This window comes from Paenibacillus rigui, assembly GCF_002234615.1.
GTDB classification, from domain to species: domain Bacteria; phylum Bacillota; class Bacilli; order Paenibacillales; family NBRC-103111; genus Paenibacillus_S; species Paenibacillus_S rigui.
On the sequence record NZ_NMQW01000015.1, the window covers coordinates 128,477 to 150,056 of the forward strand.

At 50.7% G+C, this 21,580-nt stretch carries 27 protein-coding genes and 1 riboswitch; all 27 genes read right to left on the minus strand.

Features of this window, described 5'->3' with window-relative positions; all coding sequences use genetic code 11:
* Nucleotides 1-525, minus strand: coding sequence for an NADH-quinone oxidoreductase subunit J (locus CF651_RS10735; protein WP_094014854.1), 525 nt, complete (start codon nucleotides 523-525; stop codon nucleotides 1-3).
* The gene (gene nuoI, locus CF651_RS10740; RefSeq protein WP_094014855.1) at nucleotides 526-969 is read right to left on the minus strand and encodes an NADH-quinone oxidoreductase subunit NuoI; all 444 of its coding nucleotides are present in this window, start codon (nucleotides 967-969) and stop codon (nucleotides 526-528) included.
* A 92-nt stretch (nucleotides 970-1,061) separates the two neighbouring features.
* Complete coding sequence (gene nuoH / locus CF651_RS10745; RefSeq protein WP_094014856.1) at nucleotides 1,062-2,093, minus strand: NADH-quinone oxidoreductase subunit NuoH; 1,032 nt, start codon at nucleotides 2,091-2,093, stop codon at nucleotides 1,062-1,064.
* The gene (locus CF651_RS10750) at nucleotides 2,093-3,193 is read right to left on the minus strand and encodes an NADH-quinone oxidoreductase subunit D (RefSeq protein ID WP_094014857.1); all 1,101 of its coding nucleotides are present in this window, start codon (nucleotides 3,191-3,193) and stop codon (nucleotides 2,093-2,095) included. Before CF651_RS10750 ends, nuoH begins: the two co-directional genes overlap by 1 nt.
* A 5-nt stretch (nucleotides 3,194-3,198) precedes the next feature.
* Nucleotides 3,199-4,107 (minus strand): NADH-quinone oxidoreductase subunit C, encoded by a 909-nt coding sequence (locus tag CF651_RS10755; protein WP_094014858.1) that lies wholly within the window; start codon nucleotides 4,105-4,107, stop codon nucleotides 3,199-3,201.
* Nucleotides 4,104-4,622 (minus strand): NuoB/complex I 20 kDa subunit family protein, encoded by a 519-nt coding sequence (locus tag CF651_RS10760; protein WP_094014859.1) that lies wholly within the window; start codon nucleotides 4,620-4,622, stop codon nucleotides 4,104-4,106. The genes CF651_RS10755 and CF651_RS10760 overlap by 4 nt, the downstream gene beginning before the upstream one ends.
* Nucleotides 4,607-4,972, minus strand: coding sequence for an NADH-quinone oxidoreductase subunit A (locus CF651_RS10765; protein ID WP_094014860.1), 366 nt, complete (start codon nucleotides 4,970-4,972; stop codon nucleotides 4,607-4,609). The genes CF651_RS10760 and CF651_RS10765 overlap by 16 nt, the downstream gene beginning before the upstream one ends.
* A 329-nt stretch (nucleotides 4,973-5,301) precedes the next feature.
* A complete protein-coding gene (locus CF651_RS10770) occupies nucleotides 5,302-5,706 on the minus strand; it encodes a F0F1 ATP synthase subunit epsilon (protein ID WP_094014861.1) in 405 nt (134 codons plus the stop codon).
* A gap of 168 nt (nucleotides 5,707-5,874) precedes the next feature.
* Nucleotides 5,875-7,284, minus strand: coding sequence for a F0F1 ATP synthase subunit beta (atpD, locus tag CF651_RS10775; protein ID WP_094014862.1), 1,410 nt, complete (start codon nucleotides 7,282-7,284; stop codon nucleotides 5,875-5,877).
* A gap of 105 nt (nucleotides 7,285-7,389) precedes the next feature.
* Nucleotides 7,390-8,247, minus strand: coding sequence for an ATP synthase F1 subunit gamma (gene atpG, locus CF651_RS10780; protein WP_094014863.1), 858 nt, complete (start codon nucleotides 8,245-8,247; stop codon nucleotides 7,390-7,392).
* Nucleotides 8,248-8,395: 148 nt separating this feature from the next.
* Complete coding sequence (gene atpA, locus CF651_RS10785) at nucleotides 8,396-9,913, minus strand: F0F1 ATP synthase subunit alpha (RefSeq protein ID WP_094014864.1); 1,518 nt, start codon at nucleotides 9,911-9,913, stop codon at nucleotides 8,396-8,398.
* Between the two features lie 16 nt (nucleotides 9,914-9,929).
* Nucleotides 9,930-10,481, minus strand: a complete 552-nt coding sequence (locus tag CF651_RS10790) for a F0F1 ATP synthase subunit delta (RefSeq protein ID WP_094014865.1) — start codon at nucleotides 10,479-10,481, stop codon at nucleotides 9,930-9,932.
* On the minus strand, nucleotides 10,478-10,963 hold the full coding sequence (atpF, locus tag CF651_RS10795; protein ID WP_094014866.1) for a F0F1 ATP synthase subunit B: 486 nt from the start codon (nucleotides 10,961-10,963) through the stop codon (nucleotides 10,478-10,480). The genes CF651_RS10790 and atpF overlap by 4 nt, the downstream gene beginning before the upstream one ends.
* Nucleotides 10,964-11,042: 79 nt before the next feature.
* Nucleotides 11,043-11,267, minus strand: a complete 225-nt coding sequence (atpE, locus tag CF651_RS10800) for a F0F1 ATP synthase subunit C (protein ID WP_076233548.1) — start codon at nucleotides 11,265-11,267, stop codon at nucleotides 11,043-11,045.
* Between the two features lie 76 nt (nucleotides 11,268-11,343).
* Entirely contained in the window at nucleotides 11,344-12,045 is a 702-nt protein-coding gene (gene atpB, locus CF651_RS10805) for a F0F1 ATP synthase subunit A (RefSeq protein WP_094014867.1), read from the minus strand.
* A gap of 41 nt (nucleotides 12,046-12,086) precedes the next feature.
* The gene (locus CF651_RS10810) at nucleotides 12,087-12,488 is read right to left on the minus strand and encodes an ATP synthase subunit I (RefSeq protein WP_094014868.1); all 402 of its coding nucleotides are present in this window, start codon (nucleotides 12,486-12,488) and stop codon (nucleotides 12,087-12,089) included.
* On the minus strand, nucleotides 12,488-12,709 hold the full coding sequence (locus tag CF651_RS10815) for an AtpZ/AtpI family protein (RefSeq protein WP_094014869.1): 222 nt from the start codon (nucleotides 12,707-12,709) through the stop codon (nucleotides 12,488-12,490). The genes CF651_RS10810 and CF651_RS10815 overlap by 1 nt, the downstream gene beginning before the upstream one ends.
* A gap of 174 nt (nucleotides 12,710-12,883) precedes the next feature.
* Nucleotides 12,884-14,026, minus strand: a complete 1,143-nt coding sequence (gene wecB, locus CF651_RS10820; protein WP_094014870.1) for a non-hydrolyzing UDP-N-acetylglucosamine 2-epimerase — start codon at nucleotides 14,024-14,026, stop codon at nucleotides 12,884-12,886.
* 59 nt (nucleotides 14,027-14,085) lie between these two features.
* Entirely contained in the window at nucleotides 14,086-14,715 is a 630-nt protein-coding gene (gene upp / locus CF651_RS10825) for a uracil phosphoribosyltransferase (RefSeq protein ID WP_094014871.1), read from the minus strand.
* Nucleotides 14,716-14,922: 207 nt separating this feature from the next.
* On the minus strand, nucleotides 14,923-16,170 hold the full coding sequence (gene glyA / locus CF651_RS10830) for a serine hydroxymethyltransferase (protein WP_144029042.1): 1,248 nt from the start codon (nucleotides 16,168-16,170) through the stop codon (nucleotides 14,923-14,925).
* A gap of 51 nt (nucleotides 16,171-16,221) precedes the next feature.
* Complete coding sequence (locus tag CF651_RS10835; RefSeq protein WP_094014873.1) at nucleotides 16,222-16,839, minus strand: TIGR01440 family protein; 618 nt, start codon at nucleotides 16,837-16,839, stop codon at nucleotides 16,222-16,224.
* A gap of 33 nt (nucleotides 16,840-16,872) precedes the next feature.
* On the minus strand, nucleotides 16,873-17,331 hold the full coding sequence (rpiB, locus tag CF651_RS10840; protein WP_094014874.1) for a ribose 5-phosphate isomerase B: 459 nt from the start codon (nucleotides 17,329-17,331) through the stop codon (nucleotides 16,873-16,875).
* A 100-nt stretch (nucleotides 17,332-17,431) separates the two neighbouring features.
* A riboswitch (ZMP/ZTP riboswitch) is annotated at nucleotides 17,432-17,512 on the minus strand.
* A 188-nt stretch (nucleotides 17,513-17,700) separates the two neighbouring features.
* Nucleotides 17,701-18,279, minus strand: a complete 579-nt coding sequence (locus CF651_RS10845) for a low molecular weight protein arginine phosphatase (protein ID WP_094014875.1) — start codon at nucleotides 18,277-18,279, stop codon at nucleotides 17,701-17,703.
* Between the two features lie 107 nt (nucleotides 18,280-18,386).
* Nucleotides 18,387-18,950: a manganese efflux pump MntP gene (locus tag CF651_RS10850; RefSeq protein WP_094014876.1), complete on the minus strand. Its 564-nt coding sequence runs from the start codon at nucleotides 18,948-18,950 to the stop codon at nucleotides 18,387-18,389.
* A 205-nt stretch (nucleotides 18,951-19,155) separates the two neighbouring features.
* Nucleotides 19,156-19,455, minus strand: coding sequence for an antibiotic biosynthesis monooxygenase family protein (locus tag CF651_RS10855; protein WP_094014877.1), 300 nt, complete (start codon nucleotides 19,453-19,455; stop codon nucleotides 19,156-19,158).
* 33 nt (nucleotides 19,456-19,488) lie between these two features.
* A complete protein-coding gene (locus tag CF651_RS10860; protein ID WP_094014878.1) occupies nucleotides 19,489-20,580 on the minus strand; it encodes an L-threonylcarbamoyladenylate synthase in 1,092 nt (363 codons plus the stop codon).
* A gap of 55 nt (nucleotides 20,581-20,635) precedes the next feature.
* Nucleotides 20,636-21,493, minus strand: a complete 858-nt coding sequence (spoIIR, locus tag CF651_RS10865) for a stage II sporulation protein R (RefSeq protein WP_094014879.1) — start codon at nucleotides 21,491-21,493, stop codon at nucleotides 20,636-20,638.
* Nucleotides 21,494-21,580: the final 87 nt, after the last annotated feature.

Sequence of the window (21,580 nt, forward strand, 5' to 3'; positions counted from 1 at the left end):
CTAGTCCTCCTCTCTCTTTGCGATGACGATGGCGCCGATAAACGCTACCGTCAGCAGTACCGACATCAGCTCGAATGGAATGACATGCTCATTAAACAGAAGCTTACCGATTTCCAGCGTATTGTCCTCTGCCGCCTTAAACTGTCCTGCAGGCAAAGTAACGTTCTGAATGCAGTAAAACAAAACGCCGAACAATGCCGCCGCCCCAATAAACAGGAGGACGTTGTGCACCGGCCGTTTCAGCTCCTCCTCTTCCCCTTGATGCTTCGTCATCATAATTCCGAAGATCATCAGAATCGAGATGGCCCCTGCATAGATCAGCACTTGCACGAAGGCTACAAACTCAGCACTCAGTACGACGTACAGCCCTGCCATACTAATAAAAGTTAACGCCAGCGCCAGAACCATATGTACGACCTTGTTGAAGCTGATCATGAAGATGGCTCCCCCAATGGCCATAAGCGCAAAGACAAAGAACGCAATATTCTCACCGCTGGATAAGAAAGAAGCAATGTTTCCAAACATTTACTTCGCCCCACCTTTCGGAAGCGCAGAGTTGTTCTCCTGCCTTACATTCTCGTTATTCTCATTCAGCCATTGCAGGTTCTTGAACAAGTCATCCCTGCTGTACGTGCTGAGCTCGAAATTGTTCGTCATGACAATCGCCTCTGTCGGACAAACCTCCGTACACAAGTCGCACAAAATACAGATTTCGAAATTAATATCGTACGTGTCGATAACCTTACCCTTTTTCTCCGGGTCGGGATTCGCCTTCCCTGTCAATGTAATGCATTCCGTCGGGCAAATGCGGGCGCATTGATTACACACGATACATTTATCCGGGTCAAAATGCTGAATTCCCCTAAACCGATCCGGCATTTCTAAAGGAACATCCGGGTAGGCATAGGTTACTTTTTTCTGGGTCATGGCTTTCAGGGTAACACCGAGGCCTTTGACTATGCCTTTCATGAGCTTTTCACCCTTTTCCAGTGCATGATTCAAGGAGTAACGACTTGCCGGTTCTATAGGAATCGGACTCGTTTCGTCCAGGTCGAACTAGCTTATTTATAAAAATATACCGACAGCATCGGCCCGATACTCATGTAAATTGCTGTTACGAAAATATTCACAAGCGCCAGCGGAAGCAGCACTTTCCAGCCTAAACCCATCAGTTGATCGACACGAATCCGTGGCAGCGTGGCACGAATCCAGAACAGGAAGAACACGATCGCCGCGAATTTCAGTACAAACCAGACGATCCCTGGAATAAAATCAAGGAACGGGAACGGCGCATGCCATCCTCCCAAGAACAGTGTCGTTGTCAAACCTGCGATAGCGAACACATAGACGTACTCGGCGAGCATGAAGAAAGCAAATCGGAAGCCGCTGTACTCTACATGGTAGCCTGCAACCAGCTCGGATTCCGCCTCAGGCAAGTCAAAGGGCGTACGATTCAGCTCTGAGACGCCTGCAATGACGAATACGACGAAGCCGATAATCTGCGGCAGGAAGTTCCAGTGCCAGAAGCCGCCTGCCTGCTGTTGGGCAATCACGTTCAGGTTCAGACTGCCGCTCGTCATAATAACACCGATGACGGAAATAACAAGCGGAATTTCATAGCTGATCATCTGCGCAGCCGATCTCATACCACCCAACAAAGCATATTTGTTATTCGATGCCCAGCCCCCAAGCACGATACCAATCGTTGAGATGCCTGACAAGGCAACATAATACAGCAGACCCACATTCATATTCGTGCTCATGAGCTTATCCGTAAAAGGAATGACCGCACAAACCGCAAACGAAGGAATAAACGTGATGACCGGTGCAAGAATGAACAGCTCCCGTTCGGCCTTGCGCGGGATCGTATCTTCCTTGATGAGCAGCTTGGTAACGTCGGCTACGCTCTGGAGCAGTCCCAGGGGGCCCGTACGGTTCGGTCCAATCCTCAGCTGCATCCAACCGATAACTTTCCGCTCAAAATAAATCGCATACGTGACGAACCCCAGAATAACGAGCAGCATGACGACGCCCCAAGCAAAAAGTATAGCGAAGTTCGTCCACGTCAGCTGCTGCTGCAGCAATTCAACCATCAGCAGTCCACCTCCCCGACGACAATGTCAATCCCTCCGAGGATGGTGATCAAATTCGTCATCGTTTCTCCTACCAACAGCTTCGGCAAAATTTGCAGGTTCACAAATGAAGGCCTGCGGAATTTTAACCGGTACGGCTTATCCTTGCCTTTGGACACAATGTAGCAGCCGATTTCACCACGGGGCGACTCGATGCCAGCGTAGACTTCCCCTTCGGGGGCACGCAGCACACGGGGCACCTTGCCCATAATTTCGCCCTCCGCCGGAAATTGCTCCACAGCCTGCTCCAAAATGCGCAGGGACTGCCGCATCTCTTCAAACCTCAAGAGGTACCTGTCGTAGCAGTCACCATTCGTCCCTACCGGAACGTCGAATTCAAAGCGGTCGTACAAGCTGTAGGGTTGAGTTTTTCGAATATCCCATGGCACTCCCGTGCACCGCAGATTCGCTCCGCTTAATCCGTAGGCAATAGCCGTCTCGGCATCATATTTCCCAATCCCCCGGATCCTCGCCAGAAAGATTTCATTACCACTCACGAGGTCATTGTACTCATCCAGCTTATCCCGCATGTAAGGAATGAACTGGCGAACCTTCTCGATCCAGCCGTCCGGTGCATCCCATTTCACACCGCCCACACGCATATAGTTGTAGGTCAGCCGAGCGCCACACAGTTCATTGAACAGATTGATAATAATCTCCCGATCCCTGAATGCGAACAGAAACGGACTCATCGCCCCGATATCGAGCAAATAAGTTCCCCACCATACCATATGACTCGCGATCCGCTGCAGTTCCATCACAATAAGACGCAAAAACTCGGCGCGCTCCGGAATCTCCAGCTGCATCAGCTTCTCTACGGCATGCACCAAAACATAGTTATTGGTCATCGCTGAGACATAGTCCATCCGGTCGGTGTATGGAATGATTTGGGTGTAATTTAAATTTTCCGCCAGTTTCTCCGTGCCGCGGTGCAGGTAGCCCATCACCGGATCCGCTTCCGTAATCACTTCCCCGTCCAGCTTCACTACGATCCGAAATACCCCGTGGGTGCTCGGATGCTGGGGTCCTACATTCAACAGCAACTCTTCCGTTCTAATCAAAAGACTTACACCTCCGGGTCAAGCGGTTCATAGTCTTTGCGCAGCGGATGGCCGACCCAATCGTCAGACATCATAATTCTTCTCATGTCCGGATGCCCCGGGAAATCAATACCCAATAGATCGTAGATCTCGCGCTCGTTCCAATTCGCCGTCGGCCAAATGAAGGTAACGGACGGGATGGACGATGTATCTCTCGGCGTCTTCACCTTGACGCAATATTCATGCTTCGAATCCAGTGACAGCAAGTGGTAAGCGACCTCCATGTGCGTCTCTTGATCGATCCCCGATACATTTCGCAAATAGTTCAGCTTCAATTCCTCGTGGTCCCTCAGCAGCTGGGCAGCTTCAAGCCATTTGTCATTCTTCACGACAAGGTAAGGAAGATGAGCATCCCTCTCATTTATAAAAGCTTCTTCCACGGAATCTTCTCCGAGCTCAGTCTTTAAGATTTGTACAGCACGATCCAACCGCGGCTGGTTAGGCGACGGCTCCTTAGGACCCGCATCCTCCTCCGCCTCAGGCTTCTTCGCCCTGGCGCTGGCTCGTGCAGCACGCGCTTCCGCCGCGGCTTTAGCCTTAGCTTCCTTCTCCTCATCGGCAGAAGCCGCACTTGAGCTCTCTTGAGACTGAGACTCTTTTGTCTCGGTATTAGCGGCCTTGGGGGCCGAAGCCCCTTCCGTTTCCCTGTCTGCGCTGAGAGGTGCCTTTTCTACCTTATGCGCCTGCGCTTCAGGACTTGCCTGTTCCTCCGGCTGTTTGGCCTGCGTTGGCTTCGTCTCGCCCGGCTCTGCTCCATTGGCTTCCGCCGCTGCGGTTGAATCGCCTTCTCCCGACTTGGGAGCCTGCGGCTCCTTTAGATCACTATCCCCTGCTGTCGGCTGCAGCGGCACGTCCTTCTTCTGCTCATCGCTCATCGATTCGTCACCTGCTTACCGGTTTTCGCTTCGTAACGGATTTTTTCCTGCAGCTTATTGATTCCGTAGATGAGTGCCGCAGGATTCGGCGGACAGCCCGGAATGTACACATCAACCGGTACGACCTGGTCTACCCCCTTGACTACAGCATAAGACTTCACATAAGGCCCGCCTGCCGTTGCACAGGAGCCCATCGCGATCACCCATTTGGGCTCAGGCATTTGTTCATATAACCGCCGCAGCAGCGGGGCCATTTTTTTCGTTACGGTACCCGCCACAATCATCACATCGGACTGCCTTGGGGAGGTTCTGAAAATAACGCCGAAGCGATCCAAGTCATAATGCGACGCTCCTGTCCCCATCATCTCAATCGCACAGCATGCGAGACCAAAGGTTAACGGCCATAACGAATTGCTTCGTGCCCAGGCCTTGACCTGCTCCAAAGTCGTCATAAATACGTTGCGCTCGAGCTCTTGTCTTTCTTCCGGTGTAATTGACTCTAAATTGAATTCCATTGCAGCACCTTCTTTTTCCAGGCATAAAGTAATCCAACCAACAGCAAGCCAATGAAAATACACATCTCTACAAGCGCAAACAAGCCTAATTGCTTATACGCAACGGCCCAAGGGTACAAAAATACAGTTTCAACATCAAAAATAACGAACATCAAAGCAAACAAATAGTAGCGAATATTAAACCGAACCTGACCTTCACCTACCGGTTCGTTACCACTCTCATAGGTGGTATATTTCTCTTCCACCGGCTTATTCGGACGCAGCCAACGGCCTATTGTAAGCGCTGCAATTGGAAGCAACACCCCCAAGATGAGAAAAATAGCAACGACCACGTAACTGTTCGTGTACATCGTGAACGATTCGCCTCCCATTTCGTATTGAAAAGCCGCTTATTCTCATTGTATGTGCAGATGAGTTAGGCTTAGAAGGCTCGTTTCGTTAAACTTGTAAGCGCGCACAAGTTGTAGTCCCGAATGTCCAATTCTATGATAAACTTTATCTTACACATAGCTGCTGTTAATATATACCACCCCAATTATAGCAAAAGGCATTATAGGTGTCTAATAATTCCTTCGCCAACCGTAACGCAAATCCCTGCCATAGTATACCGCATTTCCCGCTTTCCATGAAAAAAAGCGAAGGAATCAACGCTCCCTCGCTTTATATACGAATGCACTATTTATTTTCTACCAAAAACCTCAATACGATTCACAGCTCTTTGCAAAGCCAGCTCCGCACGTTTGAAATCAACGTTGTCCTGCTTATGATCAGCCAACCGTTGTTCTGCGCGAGTTTTTGCTGCTTGAGCACGATCGATATCGATTTGGCCAGGCAGCTCAGCACTTTCTGCCAAAATAACCACTTTATCCTTACGCACTTCCATAAAACCGCCATTTACTGCGATAAGCTCGTCTTTGCCGTTCTTCTTTACAGTAATCGGGGCTACTCTTAATGGAGTGACCAAAGGAATGTGATTTGGCAGAATCCCAAGCTCTCCCTCTGCACCTTTCACGCTAACCATGTTCACGTCTTCCGCGTACACTTTGCGTTCAGGTGTTACCACTTCCAGCAGGAAAGTACTCACTTGGACTCCTCCTAAGAGCTTTCCGTAAGGAAAGCTAACTTCGTAAGCGTTACAGAGCCTTCCTAGATAGGAAAGCTAACTTTATATCAAGGATAAACGGCTTCGTTATCTATCCATATAAGTTCGCTGAACACTCTGATGGAATGTTCAGCGAACCTTTACGCTCTATTATAGAGTTTTTGCTTTTTCGATGGCTTGCTCGATCGTTCCCACATTGTGGAAAGCTGGCTCAGGCAAAGTATCGTGTTTGCCTTCAAGGATTTCCTTGAAGCTGCGCACGGTTTCTTTAACCGGTACGGCCAAGCCTGGAATACCATTGAACGCCTCGGCAACGTGAAGCGGTTGGGACAAGAACAGTTGAATCCGTCTTGCGCGAAGTACAACCAGCTTATCTTCCTCGGACAACTCGTCCATACCCAGGATTGCAATAATATCAAGCAATTCTTTGTAGCGCTGCAAAATTCTTTTTACGCTTTGTGCTACATTGTAGTGCTCTTCGCCAACGATTTCCGGAGTCAAAGCACGGGAAGAGGACGCCAATGGGTCCACCGCCGGGAAGATACCCATCGCTGCAATACCACGCTCCAAGTTCGTCGTTGCGTCCAAGTGAGCAAACGCCGTAGCCGGAGCCGGGTCAGTATAGTCATCCGCAGGAACGTAGATTGCTTGAATCGACGTTACGGAACCTTTTTTCGTGGAAGTGATACGCTCCTGCAATTGACCCATCTCGGTTGCCAGCGTCGGCTGGTAACCTACCGCGGAAGGCATACGTCCCAATAGGGCCGAAACCTCGGAACCCGCTTGTGTAAAACGGAAGATGTTATCGATCAACAGAAGTACGTCACGGCCTTCTTCATCACGGAAATACTCCGCCATAGTCAAGCCTGTCAAAGCTACACGAAGACGCGCACCCGGAGGCTCGTTCATTTGACCGAAAACCATCGCGGTTTTGTCAATAACGCCGGAATCTGTCATCTCGTGGTACAAGTCGTTACCCTCACGTGTTCTTTCGCCAACGCCGGCAAATACGGAAATACCGCCGAGCTCGGAGGCAACGTTATGGATCAACTCTTGCAGTGTTACGGTTTTACCTACGCCGGCACCACCGAACAGACCGATTTTACCGCCTTTAACATATGGAGCCATCAAGTCGATAACTTTGATACCCGTTTCCAGGATCTCAACTTGAGTAGACAAGTTTTCGAACGTTGGAGCTGGTTTGTGGATCGGGCTAGTCAGTGTACGATCCACTTCGTCGTTACCGTCGATCGGATCACCCAATACGTTAAATACGCGGCCTAATGTAGCTGCACCTACAGGTACAGCAATCGCTGCGCCAGTATCTACCGCTTCCAAACCACGAACCATACCGTCCGTAGTGGACATAGCGATACAACGAACCAAGTTGTCGCCCAAATGCACAGCAACTTCAACTGTCAGCTTGATATCCTGCTCGCCAGCTTTGTCGGCTTTTTTCTCAATTTTAATCGCATTTAAAATCTCAGGCAGGTGTCCACGCTCGAACTCGATGTCGACAACCGGACCTGTAATATTCACAACGCGTCCTTTGTTGCTCACTGCTTTCTCCTCCTTCGAGTCTTGCTTTTGCGAAACTTTGTTCGTAAGCGCTACTAGGCTTTATTGAACAATAAAGCTGGTTCGCGAGCAAGCGATTACCGGATGCTACCCTTGTGCATTCGCACCGGCAACGATCTCCGAAATTTCTTGCGTGATAGCTGCCTGACGAGCACGGTTGTATACCAAAGTCAACGTACTGATCATCTTCGTCGCATTTTTGGTTGCACTGCTCATGGCCGTCATTCTAGCACCGAATTCACTTGCTTTACCTTCCAATACCGCACTATAAATTAATGTCTCCGCATATTTAGGCAGCAGCACTTCCAGTACACCTTCCGGTGAAGGCTCATACTCGTAGTTCGAAACTGCTGCTCCACCCATATCTGCCAACGGCAAAAGCTGTTTTACTGTTGGTTCTTGAGTAATCGCATTGACAAATTTGTTATAAACCAGATACAGCTTATCGTACGAACCGTTCTCAAAGTTTTTCACTGCGGAGGCAGCGACCGCTTTGATATCGGAGAAGCTTGGAGAATCCGAAAGACCGACAACCTCATTCACAATTGCCATGTTGCGGTTGCGGAAATAATCTCTACCTTTGCTTCCGATCACGAAAATCGCATACTCGTTCGGCGAGCTGTGGTTTTCTCTAATTTCCTGCATTACTCTACGCAGTACGTTGGAGTTGTAACCACCAGCCAAACCGCGGTCCGAAGTAACGACAAGGTATCCTGTCTTCTTTACTTCGCGGGTTTGCAGCATCGGATGCTTCACACCCTTGCTGCCCGCAGCGATACTGCCCACCACTTCCTTCAGCTTATCTGCGTAAGGACGTGCAGCTTCAGCCGCTACTTGGGCTCTTCTCAGCTTCGACGCAGCGACCATTTCCATCGCTTTCGTGATCTGCTTCGTATTCTGTACCGATTTGATCTGGCGCTTAATCTCGCGCATACCTTTTGCCATGCTTGCTCACCTCTCTCTCCGAAGCTTTCCCGTTAAGAAAAGCCTTCACTCGAAAAGCCTAATAACACCTAGATCATCCAAACAACCATTATTTGAACCTCGAGCTTCTCCAGGAGAGAAGCCCGAGGCTGTATTTTTACGTATTGAATTACTCAGCAGAGGAAGCGAAGCCTTTTTGGAACTGCTGAATCGCGTCTTTCAATGCGTTTTCGTTATCCGTTGTCAAATCTTTGGTATCACGAATGCTTTGAAGAATTTCCGGACGATTCGATTCAACATAAGCCAAAAATTCTGCTTCAAAACGACGAATGTCTTGTACAGGCAATTCGTCCAGATGTCCTCTTACAACCGTGTAGATCGAGATAACTTGCTTCTCAACCGACAGTGGTTGGTTAACACCTTGCTTCAGAATTTCCAGCGTACGAAGGCCGCGGTTCAAACGAGTTTTCGTCGCTCTATCCAAATCGGAACCGAACGCTGCGAAAGCAGCCAACTCACGGTATTGTGCGAGGTCCGTTTTCAGCGTACCGGCAACTTTTTTCATCGCTTTAATTTGAGCGGAGCTACCTACCCGGGATACGGAAATACCAACGTTAACCGCTGGACGTTGACCGGAGTAGAACAGGTCGGACTCAAGGAAAATTTGACCGTCCGTAATCGAGATTACGTTCGTAGGAATGTAGGCAGATACGTCACCTGCTTGCGTTTCGATGAAAGGCAATGCTGTCATCGATCCCGAACCAAGCTCATCACTCAGCTTAGCGGAACGCTCCAGCAAACGGGAGTGCAAGTAGAAAACGTCCCCTGGATAAGCTTCCCGACCCGGTGGACGGCGAAGCAGCAAGGACAACTCACGGTATGCTGCCGCTTGTTTGGTCAAGTCATCATAGATGATCAACACGTGCTCGCCTTTGTACATGAAGTACTCGCCCATTGCGCAGCCGGCATACGGTGCCAGCCACAGCATTGGAGCAGGCTCGGAAGCACTTGCCGTAACGACGATGGTGTAATCCATCGCGCCTGCTTTACGCAGGGTTTCAACTACGTTAACAACCGTAGATTGTTTTTGACCGATAGCAACGTAAATACATTTTACGCCGTTACCTTTTTGGTTGATGATGGTATCGATGGCAATAGCCGTCTTACCTGTTTGACGGTCACCGATGATCAACTCACGTTGACCGCGACCTACAGGAATCATAGCGTCGATCGCTTTGATACCCGTTTGCATTGGCTCATGAACCGATTTACGGGCCATAACGCCAGGTGCCGGGGATTCTACAGGACGGAATTGTGTCGTGTTAAGCGGACCATTACCGTCAACCGGTTGACCCAATGCGTTAACTACGCGACCGATCAATTCTTCACCTACAGGAACCTCCATGATACGACCGGTACGTTTCACTTGGTCGCCTTCACGAATGTCCGTGTAAGGTCCCAAGATAACGATACCTACGTTGCTTTCCTCCAAGTTAAAGGCATAGCCCAGAACGCCGTTAGGAAACTCGAGCAGCTCCCCTGCCATTACGTTCTCCAGACCGTGTGCACGGGCAACCCCGTCACCGACTGTAATGACCGTACCTACATCAACGACTTGAATGTCGGATTTATATTGTTCAATCTGCTGTTTAATCAGCGTGCTGATTTCTTCCGGTCTGATACTCAAAGTTCCTCACCCCTATCTACAGTGCTTGAGTTTGATTCAACGTTTTTTGTAACCGCTCAAGCTTGCCGGACAAACTTCCGTCATACAGACGGTCGCCGATGCGGACTTGAATACCGCCGAGCAAGCTTTTATCGAGAACCGATACCACACGGATTTGTTTACTTGTCAATTGGCTGAATGTAGCGGAGATGTGGTTCAACTCTGCTTCAGACAGCTCCACAGGCGTGTAAACGGTAGCCTGCGCTTGACCGAGCACATCGCTGGCAATCGTAACAAAATAGTTCACGAGTGCATCCAGCAATTCTTCTCTGCCGTTTTCGACAAGAAGCACCAAGGTGTTGTAAGTGATGTCCGAAAGCTGGCTTTCGAACACATTTTTCAACAACGCTTTTTTCGCATCAATGCCAAGACCCGGGTGTTTAATCAACTTCTCGAAGTCCGTATTATCCTGCAAAATAGCAACGACGGATTTCAGTTCTTCTTCCACCGCAGCAATTTTGTTTTGTTCTTTGGCTAGTTCGAACAATGCTTTCGCATATCTTTTGGCTACGATCGTATCCTGGCTCATTGGTTGCCTCCTACCTCTTTGAGGTAATGCTCAACCAATTGTTCTTGGGATTTTTCGTCGATTTGCTTCTCGATAATTTTGGAAGCAATCAGAACGGACATCGCACTAACCTGACTACGAAGGGCGGCAACCGCCTTATTCTTCTCGTTCTCGATATCGCGAACTGCTTCTTCTTTCACACGAGCTGCTTCGGCACGGGCTGCTGCAACAATCTCATCAGCTTGTTTCGTGCTCGTTTGTTTCGCTTGCTCGATAATGTCATGCGCTTCTTTACGTGTTTGTTGAAGAGCTTGTTTCTGCTCCTCTAACAATTGCTCAGCTTGCTTGCGACTATTTTCAGCCGTTTGAATCTGATCCTTCACGAGCTGTCTGCGTTTTTCCATCATGCCGAACAAAGGTCCGAACGCAAGCTTTTGAAGCAAGAGATACAGAATCAAGAAGGCTACGATTTGAATAAAAAAAGTGGACCATTCAATATGCAAGTAACGTCACTCCCTTCTGATAGCGTAGGCAAAACGAAGGCGTGGAAGCCTTAGACAGCTGTCCCCGCCAAACGATTTCTTAAGCACGTCCCATCAAGATGAACGCAAGAACCAAAGCAACGACTGGCATTGCCTCTACCAAACCTACACCGATAAACATTGTTGTTTGCAAAGTACCGCGAAGCTCAGGTTGACGGGAAATCCCTTCCAAAGCGCGACCTACGATCAAACCGTTACCAATACCTGCACCAAGTGCACCCAAACCAAATACGATTGCTGCTGCTACTAATGCTAAAGCTCCCATTGAGAAAATCCTCCCTTTAATTTGAAAAGTTTTTTGTATGAAATAACTCGAGACATTCCCGAGGTAAGTCTTGCTTTTAGTGACCTTCTTCTTCGTGAATCAACGTTTGCGAGATATAAACCATGGTCAGCATCGTAAATACGAATGCCTGAATGGCACCTACGAACACACTGAAGCCCTGCCATACAAATAGAGGCACAACTCCGAACCAACCTGCCCCCAAGATGACAGAAATCATGATTTCACCTGCATAAATGTTACCGTATAGACGGAATGCGAGCGTCAATGGTTTCGAAACCAATTCAATCAGGTGAAGAATCAGCATCGAGCCTTTGTACTCAAAGTAATGCGCAAAGTAATGCTTCGTATTCCGGGTGATTCCCAAGTAATGACTGAGCACGAACACGATAATGGTCAAAGCTGCCGTTACTGCGATATCCGCTGTCGGCGACTTCCACCAGGATACGTGATCCTCCGTGACTAGTGAAAACGGAAGTCCCAGCATATTCCCGATAAAAATGTACATGATCAGCGTCATGCCAAGCGCGACAAACGGCTTCCCTTGCTTCGCACCGATGGTGCTGCCAATGATGCCTTCTACAAACTCCACGACCCACTCCATAAAGTTTTGCAGTTTGGACGGATTCGTTACTGATGCTTTACTAGCTCCCGCAATAGCGAGAATCAGTACGAAAATGCTGGTCACGCCGATCATAAGCAAAGCCGATAAATCGAAGTGAATGCCAGCTAACTCAAGCCCTGGTGCATGATGTTCCATCTTTTCCAATTTCACCCCTTTCGACGAATGAATGTACTTCCTTACTGCGGTTTGGATCTTTTAATAGAAATAATACCCAATACGAGTGTTGCCAATTGAACGAAAAAGTATCCGACAATGGTAGTGGGTAGAGAGAAATACTGCGGATACCGGACGGCAGCAATGCCAGCAAGCGCTGCTATGGCCCCCCTCGTCAAGAAACCGATGTTGCCTCTGTAAGGACCCTTTTGCTTCGCTGACGAAGCGGCGATCACTTTGTCCGACAGCTTCCGGATTTTCCATGCCAAATACTTGGCATTGATCATGCTGGCACAAGCGCCCAACATAACTCCTGCCGCGTAAGGCCGAAATTCGACAAAAACTGCCCATATGACCAAACAAAAGGAAAGGAAGAAATAAAACACATTTTGAACCGTTTTCAGATGGGCCGAAAACTCATCCATTATAGCCCTCCGTATTGCTTAATCATGAAGTAAATGCTTATGATCGCAGACACAAGACCCAGCAAAAAGCCTCCCAGTACCCACAACTGCCCTCCAAGCACTTGGCTGAGCCAATCTCCGAACCAATAGCCTGCCAATAAACAGACGACAAGATCGATTCCAATAGCGCTTGTCAGTGCGGCTGCCCGCCAGGGATTATCATTGCGGTTTGGTTGGTTCATAAACACCCTCCTGAGAATCCTCACTTATTGTAACGAAGCAATGCAAGGTTTGTCAATTGTCGTAACTTCCAAACAACCGTGTGGAAATCTCCCAAAAACGTTGATGTACCAAGGTTTTTGGGAGTTTCAAACCAAACAGTACAACTGTATGGTGTAGCGTTTGTCATGAGATTGTCACGGTTGGAACGGCTCGGGTCTTGCGGAAACCTGTCCAAAATGGTAAAGGATGGCTTGGACGATGCGTTCGGACGCTTTTCCATCCCCATAAGGGTTAGCCGCCTGGCTCATTTTTTGGTATAAAGCAGCATCAGTCAACAAGGCACTAGCGCGGTTAAAGACATGCTCCTCCTCGGTTCCTACCAACTCCAAAGTGCCCGCGTCGATCCCTTCCGGGCGCTCCGTGGTATCCCTCAAGACCAAAACGGGCACGCCGAAGGATGGCGCCTCTTCCTGCAAACCTCCAGAGTCCGTTAAGATCATGTGCGTGTGAGGATACAAATTGTGTAAATCGACTACATCGAGAGGATCAATCAATTTAATCCGCGGATGACCGTCCAGGTATTCATAAGCCGGACCTTTCACGGCCGGGCTCGGATGAACTGGATAGACGATTGCGATATCATCGAATGCATCAGCCAAACGTTTAACAGCGCGGAAAATTTGACGGTGCGGTTCTCCCTGTGATTCCCGACGATGTGCCGTCATCAGAATCAATCGCTTGCCTTTTGCCCATTCAAGTACCGGATGCGGATAATTCTCCCGAACCGTGTAGGAAAGCAGGTCGACCGCCGTATTGCCGGTAATGAAGATGCCTGCGTCCGATTTGTTCTCTCTGCGCAGGTTGTCTGCAGACAAAGAGGTTGGTGCGAAGTGCAGGTCACTCATTACACCTGTCAGCTGGCGATTCATTTCCTCTGGGTAAGGGGATAGCTTGTTCCAAGTGCGAAGACCCGCTTCCACATGTCCGATTTTGATCTGCTGCATAAATGCCGCGTAGCTGGCAAGAAAGGTTGTTGAGGTATCGCCGTGAACAAGAATCAGATCCGGCTTAGCTTCCCTCAGCACCGGATCCAGACCTTGCAAAACCCGAACCGAAACTTCGCTCAGCGTCTGCCCATCCTTCATAACATCAAGATCATACTGTGGCTTTATTGCGAAAAAATCAAGCACTTGATCCAATAATTGCCTATGCTGTGCCGTTACGCAGACGATGGATTCAATCTGCTCCGGATATTTCTCCAGTTCCTTCACCAACGGAGCCATCTTGGTCGCTTCTGGTCGGGTACCGAAAATGGTAATCACCTTAATTTTGCTCACAACAGGTTCCCCCTCTTGTTCATGTCCTCGGATAGCAGCCGACTTCACCTAATTACAAACTATTTCGTGCCGAATAACCGGTCACCCGCGTCACCCAAGCCCGGAATAATATACCCATGATCGTCTAAATAATCATCTATAGCCGCAACGTACAAATCGACGTCAGGATGCGCTTGCTGTACCGCTTGTACACCTTCCGGCGCAGCAATCAGGCACATCAGCTTGATCTGCGAGCAGTTTCTGCGCTTCAGCGCTTCAATAGCCGCATTCGCAGAGCCTCCGGTAGCTAGCATCGGATCGATGACGATCAGCTCACGCTCCTGCACATCGGTAGGCAGCTTCGCATAATACTCCACCGGCTCCAACGTTTGCGGATCGCGGTACAGCCCGATATGACCGACCTTTGCCGCAGGAACGAGCTTCAGGATCCCGTCCACCATCCCAAGACCTGCCCGTAAAATCGGGATCAGCCCCAGCATCCGCCCGGAAATCGTCCGGCATTCTGCTGTAGCCACAGGCGTTTGAACCTGCACCTTTTGAAGCGGAATTTCTCTTGTAATTTCATAAGCCATCAGTGTGGCCACCTCATCGACAAGCTCACGGAAATCTTTGGTCGTCGTCGACTTATCCCGAATATAAGTAAGCTTATGCTGTATCAGCGGATGATCACACACAAATACTTTTCCCATACTTTAGTCCCCTTTGCCTTCATTACGCCAAATCTTGACTATTATACCACAACTGCTATGGGTTATCCTAACAAGTTTGCAGAAAAGAAAGGCGAAGCCGGAAGCAAGGCGAAACGATGAATTCTGAGTAGGGTTGCACTGAAAAAGAGTCGACCGCGGCAAGCGAATCGACTCTCCCATAACGTCTTTTTCACGAAATATCGTTAATTAATAGCCCAAGCCTGGATACAGAGGGAATTGTGCAGTCAAATCTTTCACCATGCCGCGTACTTTCTCATGAACGGCAGTGTCCGACGGATTTTTCAAGCTCAGAGCAATGATTTTGGCGATCGTTTTCATCGCTTCTTCGTTCATGCCTCGGGAAGTGGCCGCAGGTGTACCTACACGAATACCGCTGGTTACCATCGGCTTCGCCGGGTCAAACGGAATCGCGTTTTTGTTCACAGTCACGCCGACTTCGTCCAGCAGATGCTCCGCATCTTTACCGCTGATGTTCAAGCTGCGCAGGTCAATCAGCATCAAGTGGTTATCCGTTCCGCCGGAAACCAGGTCAATGCCTTCGGACAGCAAAGCTTCGGACAACGCCTTGGCGTTGTTTACAACGTTTTGCGCGTAAGTTTTGAAATCAGGCTGCAGGGCTTCGCCCAGTGCTACGGCTTTCGCTGCAATGACGTGCATCAAAGGACCGCCTTGGGAGCCTGGGAAGACCGCTTTGTCGATCGCTGCTGCCCACGGCTTGCGGCACAAAATCATACCACCGCGCGGACCGCGCAATGTTTTGTGCGTTGTTGTTGTTACAAAGTGTGCATGCGGCACCGGGTTCGGGTGCAAGCCTGCAGCAACCAAACCGGCGATATGAGCCATATCGACCATGAACAGAGCGCCCACATCGTTCGCAATGGATGCCAATGCTTCAAAATCAATCGTACGCGGGTATGCACTTGCACCGGCAACGATCAGGCGAGGCTTATGTTTGAAAGCTGCTTTGCGAACATCGTCGTAGTCGATGCGGGAATCCGTCTCTTTGACACCGTAAGCAACGAAGTTATACAAAATACCGGATGCGTTCACCGGGCTGCCGTGCGTCAAGTGACCACCGTGTGCCAGGTTCATCCCCAACACGGTATCTCCAGGCTGCAGCGCAGCCAAATAAACGGCCATGTTCGCTTGGGCGCCGGAGTGAGGCTGTACGTTCGCGTGCTCCGCACCGAACAGTTCTTTTGCACGATCGCGAGCAATATCTTCTACGATATCAACGTACTCACAGCCGCCATAGTAACGTTTGCCCGGGTAGCCTTCCGCATATTTGTTCGTCAGAACGGTGCCCATAGCTTGAAGAACGGCTTGGCTTACGAAGTTCTCGGATGCGATCAGCTCGATTTTGTCACGTTGACGACCCAGCTCTAAATTCATAGCTTCTACAATTTTAGGATCTTGATTACGAAGTTGTTCCACAATAATTCCTCCTTAAGTATGCTTTCATCTATAGCTTGAGTGAATTCATTATCAATCACAAGTATCGCCGCCCGACACCGTATCGGCCTGAGGCACATACACGGCTCTGTCACCCCCGATCAGCTTGGGACGCGTATACGCCATCTGTACGGGGGCATGGCCGATCATCCGAATCGAAGGACGCAGCGGCACCGCTACCCGCTTCAAGTGCATGCCGATCAGCGTACCGCCAATATCGATCCCGGCGTGAGCTTCAATCGTCTCCACCACACAGGCCTGCTGCAAATGCTTGTAAGCGTAGGATGCCATCGAACCGCCTGCGCGCGGCACCGGAATAACCGAAACCTGCTCCAGTCTGTACTCCCGCATCGCAGCCCGTTCTACCACAAGCGCCCGGTTCAAATGCTCACAGCATTGAAACGCAGGATAAAATCCGACTTCCGCCCGTACCGCCTCCACAGCGGCAAACAAGTGCCTGGCGACTTCCTCCGTTCCGGAAGTGCCGATATGCTGCCCAAGCACCTCGCTGGTGCTCGTCCCTATAACCAGAAGCTGACCCGCTTCAAGGCGGCCGGCCTGTACCAGCTCTCTCAGCACTTGCTCCGTTTGGGAACGAAGGCTTGAGAGATCCCAAGCGTCATTTTGTACAGATGATGATGTCGTAGTCACAGGTGAAAGGCCTCCTTCATCCCAATTTGGCAGTTAAGGATGCACCGCGTACTTGTCTTCCAACGCCTTCACTTTATTAATACGGTTCGCATGGCGTTCCCCGTTGGAAAAGTCGGTTTCGAGCCATACTTTAATAATTTCCTGAGCAACCCCCGGTCCGATCACACGCTCGCCCATCGCCAGCACGTTCGTATCGTTATGCTCGCGAGTCGCCTTGGCCGAGAATAAATCGTGCACCAGTGCACAGCGAATGCCCGGCACTTTGTTCGCGGCAATCGACATCCCGATTCCCGTCCCACAGATGAGAATACCTTTATCCGCTTGCCCTGCCACCACTTGGTCGCACACGGCAATCGCATAATCGGGGTAGTCGACCGAATCCGTACAATGACAGCCCAAGTCGGCCACCTGATGGCCAAGAGATTCAATAAAGCGGATTAATTCATCCTTCAAACGTACTCCTGCATGATCTGCTCCAACTGCAACTTTCACTTGTCTTTCGCCTCCTAACCATAATTAGCTTCATTATAACCCAAAGCAGGCAGAAACACGAAAAAAGAGCAGCCGAATGCTGAAATTCCAGCATCACGTTGCTCTTTGCCCAGGCGACCGGCCGTATGTCCCGATGCTCCACTGTGGTTACACCCACTCGTCGCCAGTTACATCAGGTCCTTAATCTATATAAACATCATAGCGGAAAACCGATCGGCTGTAAAGCCCAAGGATAAACAGCTTTGGCGTCCTTTAAAGGCAGGATCGCGTTGATCAGGTTCTCCATGCGAAGCCTGTAAAGTCCGAGTAAATGAACACCACAAGACTGCCGTTTCTGCCAGGCATCTGCCCTTAACGAATCTTCTCAACTCATGGCTTCAGCTTGGATATGAGCTTCATTAAAGCTTCTTCAATTTCTTCCGCACACTGCCGGTACAAAGCCAGCGACCCGCCGTACGGGTCTGCAATTTCATAATCAGGCAGCTCCCTCTCCAGCGTCAGCAAGCGTACCCGCTCCTCTTGAGTAATGTGCTGAGCTAACGCATGCTTCAGCTGCAGCTCTGCAGTTAATTGCTCGAGCTCGTTCATGCGGCGGGCTGTTTCTTCATCAACCTCAACATATTCCTTGAGCGTATAGATTTTGTCAATATACTCTGGGAAACGGCCGATCGCGTGCTGTTTATGTCCTGTCGTCATGGTCAGTATGAGATCGGCCCATTCCAGCAGTTCCCGGGACAAGGCGCTGGAGCTCATGTTGTCCAATATGCCTTGCTCCTTCAGAACGGATGCCGCATGTCGGGATACCGGTGATCCGTTAGAGGCCGCCACCCCCGCCGAACGAACCTCGATATGGTCCAATCCGTGTTCCTTCAAAAGCCGGCGCAGGATGCCCTCAGCCATCGGACTCCGGCAGGTGTTGCCTGTACAAACGAAAAGGATGCGATTCATACATATTCCTGCCTTTCCCGTGTTGGTCTTATCCTAGTATTATACCTCATTTGAGCTTAAATATGGATACCCCGTCATGTTTTTGGGCCTTCGGCTGTCCCATGCCTTTATAGCAGGAAGTGTACACCGAACGCCAGCAAAATGACTCCGCCCATCGCTTCGCCATACTCACCGATCCACCGCCCGACCTTGCGTCCCAGCATCAGTCCGATGATCGACATAACTCCTCCTACCGTACCGAACATCAAGACGGTTAAAAGAATGTCTCCTGAGAACATTCCCAGAGACACACCTACGGAAAAAGAGTCGATGCTGACGCTAAGCGCGAACAGGATCGTTCCCCATAACGTGCGATGGTCCAAAGAAGGGGCTTCTTCCCCTTTCAGGGAGCTGTACACCATATGTACGCCAAGCAGCACGAGTAAGACACCGCCGACCTTGGAGGCAACGCCCCCCAGCAGCGAGCTGACATAGCCGCCCATAAACATGCCCATTAAAGGCATCACCATATGAAATAGAGCGATAACGAAGCTGAGCTTCAATACATCCAGCTTGCGGATCCCTTTCATCCCTATGCCGATTCCCAACGATAAGGCATCCAGCCCTAACGCAACGGCCATAATCACGATTGCTATGAATTGTCCTATAAATAAGGGCGATGTCCAATCCATCTGCTACCTACCTCCTGTTCCCGTTCCTAATCAACATATGCGGACAAGAAGGGAATCATGACAGGGGCTTGGTCTTATGCCTGCAAGGCAGGCATCCATGGCGCAGGGGAAAGCAGACATAGCATGGAGCGAAGGCGGGAGGCTTGCCCCCTTTGAACCTTAGACAACCGAGACATTCCGCCAAGACGAAGCCGACTTTTGTTCACTATTCTTCTAAAGAAACGGCTTCGTAGTGCTCTACAGTAGGAAACGGATCATAAAAATGGTGCAGCAGGCTTTTCCACTCCGCATACTTTTCAGAGCCTCTGAACCCGATGGTATGGTCCTCCAGCGACTCCCACCGGACAAGCAATAAGTATTGGTCCGGGTGTTCGATACATTTATGCAGCTCATGCTGTATATAGCCCTTTATACTGGAAATGATTGCCGAAGCTGTGCGGAACGCTGCCTCAAAGGCTTCGGTCTCTCCCGGCCTCACGTGCAAAACGGCGGATTCCAAAATCATTTGGAAGCTCGCACCCCCTACGTTTATCTATTTTTAATCCGCCTCGATCACGCGGTCCCCGGCCGCTTTGCGCAGCCGGTTCATGATAGCTGCCCCGATGCCCGATTCGGGGCAAGCCTCTCCTATGATGAAGGTAACTCCCGCTTCATCGAACTCGCGCAGCGCGGCGTACAGGCCGTGCGCTACGGTCTCAAGGTCGCCCAGGCTCCCGCAGGCGACGACATGGTCCGCGCACAGCGCATCGGCATGCTCGCGGAACGTGAGCGCGCCGGTCCGCTCCCCGCGTGCGCGGGCCTCATCGAGCTCGCGCTGCATGCGAGCGAGTACCCGTTCAGGGTCCTCGCCCTGAACAAGGGTCATGACGCCGCGGGGCGCGTAATGCGTGTACTTCATGCCCGGCGCGCGCGGCGCTGCGGAGGGCTCGCTCAGGTGCGCGGAAGCTTCCCGCACCTCGACGCCAGGCAGCACCGCGCGCAGCTGGGCGGCCGTTACGCCGCCGGGCCGGAGCACGTGGAGCACCCCGGTGCCATCACCGTTGCCGTCTGCGGTGTATTCCACCACCGTGGACTCCACGCCCACGCCGGTCGCCCCCCCGTCGACGATGCCGTCGATGCGCCCGGCCAGATCCTCCCGCACGTGCTCGGCGCGTGTGGGACTTGGCCTGCCCGAGCGGTTCGCGCTCGGAGCCGCCACGGGACAGCCTGCAGCTTCAATCAGCTGCAGCGCCACGGGGTGGTCGGGCATGCGCAGCCCGACCGTGTCAAGCCCCGCGGTCACTAGGGGGGAGAGTGCGCCGTCTTTGACCGGCAGCACAACGGTCAAAGGCCCGGGCCAGAACGCGTCGAGCAAACGCGAAACGGCCTCATTCGGGGCAGCGGCCAGCTCCTCGATTTGAGACCGGTGGGAAATATGTACGATCAAAGGGTTGTCCGAAGGTCTCCCTTTGGCCTTGAAAATCTTTTGAACAGCTTCCGTGTTCCTTGCATCGGCTCCAAGACCATAGACCGTTTCAGTCGGGAAAGCTACCGTACCGCCTTGACGGAGCAGCTCCCCGGCTTTTGCCAAACCCTTTACATCTACATCTTCCGTCGCTAATACCTTCCAATAGGTTGTCATCTCTATCATCCTTATCGATTTCGATCAGGCCCCGATGGCCTGTCTCCTTCACCTTCCGTCCGCCCTAAGCGAACAGCGAGCCCAGTTTTTTCAGCAAATCCCACAGAAAAAAATGAATTTCAGGCTGAGGCGCTTTAGCTTGAGCAGCGGCCGATACAGATGGTTGCCCTGCAGCAGCAAGCTTGACATTAGCACTGGCCGTGCTTGCCCCGGCTTTTGAAGAATCGGTCCCCTTGACTGCCTTATCGGGGGTTTTCTCCGAGCTTTGGGATTTGCCCGCAGTTTTCGAAGGCTTGGATGCATCCCCATTCGCAGAGGAAGCTTCCGTCTTTTTAGCGGAATCCTCATTGGCCGCAGCGGCCTCGGCTACGTTCGTTGGTTTCGCTATGGCATCGGAATCAACAAAACATAACGGAGGAAATAACACACACCACCAGTTTTGTCCCTCCGCCTCCCCGATGGAAACACGGAGTGCCTCGTATTCTCCGGCGGGATATATTTGATTGCCATACATTTTCATAGGGAACGGAACGGTACCCAGCTCCACTTGATAATCATAAGTAAAACCGTACTTGCGCAAGGTATCGCCTACAAGCTTGTGGAGCTCCGGCAGATGAGCACGAACGGTCTCTCTTGCCTGCTCAATCGTGTGAGGACCTTGCACCCATTGGCTCATTTGCTCTACGATTGCGTCTCTTACTTCTCTCTTCACCCATTGATCGGACGGCGAATCGGAATTGGCCAAAATACGCAAGCGGATGGATTCTTGTGGAATCGAAGCGTTCGCTTCCGCCCCTGCAGTTTGCGTTACGTTCGAGGCAAAAACTACGGCATTGTTGCGCTGAGCTTCCCAGCAAGAGATTAATAGAATAAGTGCAAAAGCCATATAAAAAAACCGAAGATAGGATGTGCGTTTCACCATGATACCCGTGCCCCTCTCGCCTTGTTCCTAGTCCTCAGTATGGACAAGAGCGAGAGGGTTTAAACCTAGCAATCTAGCAAAAAGTTA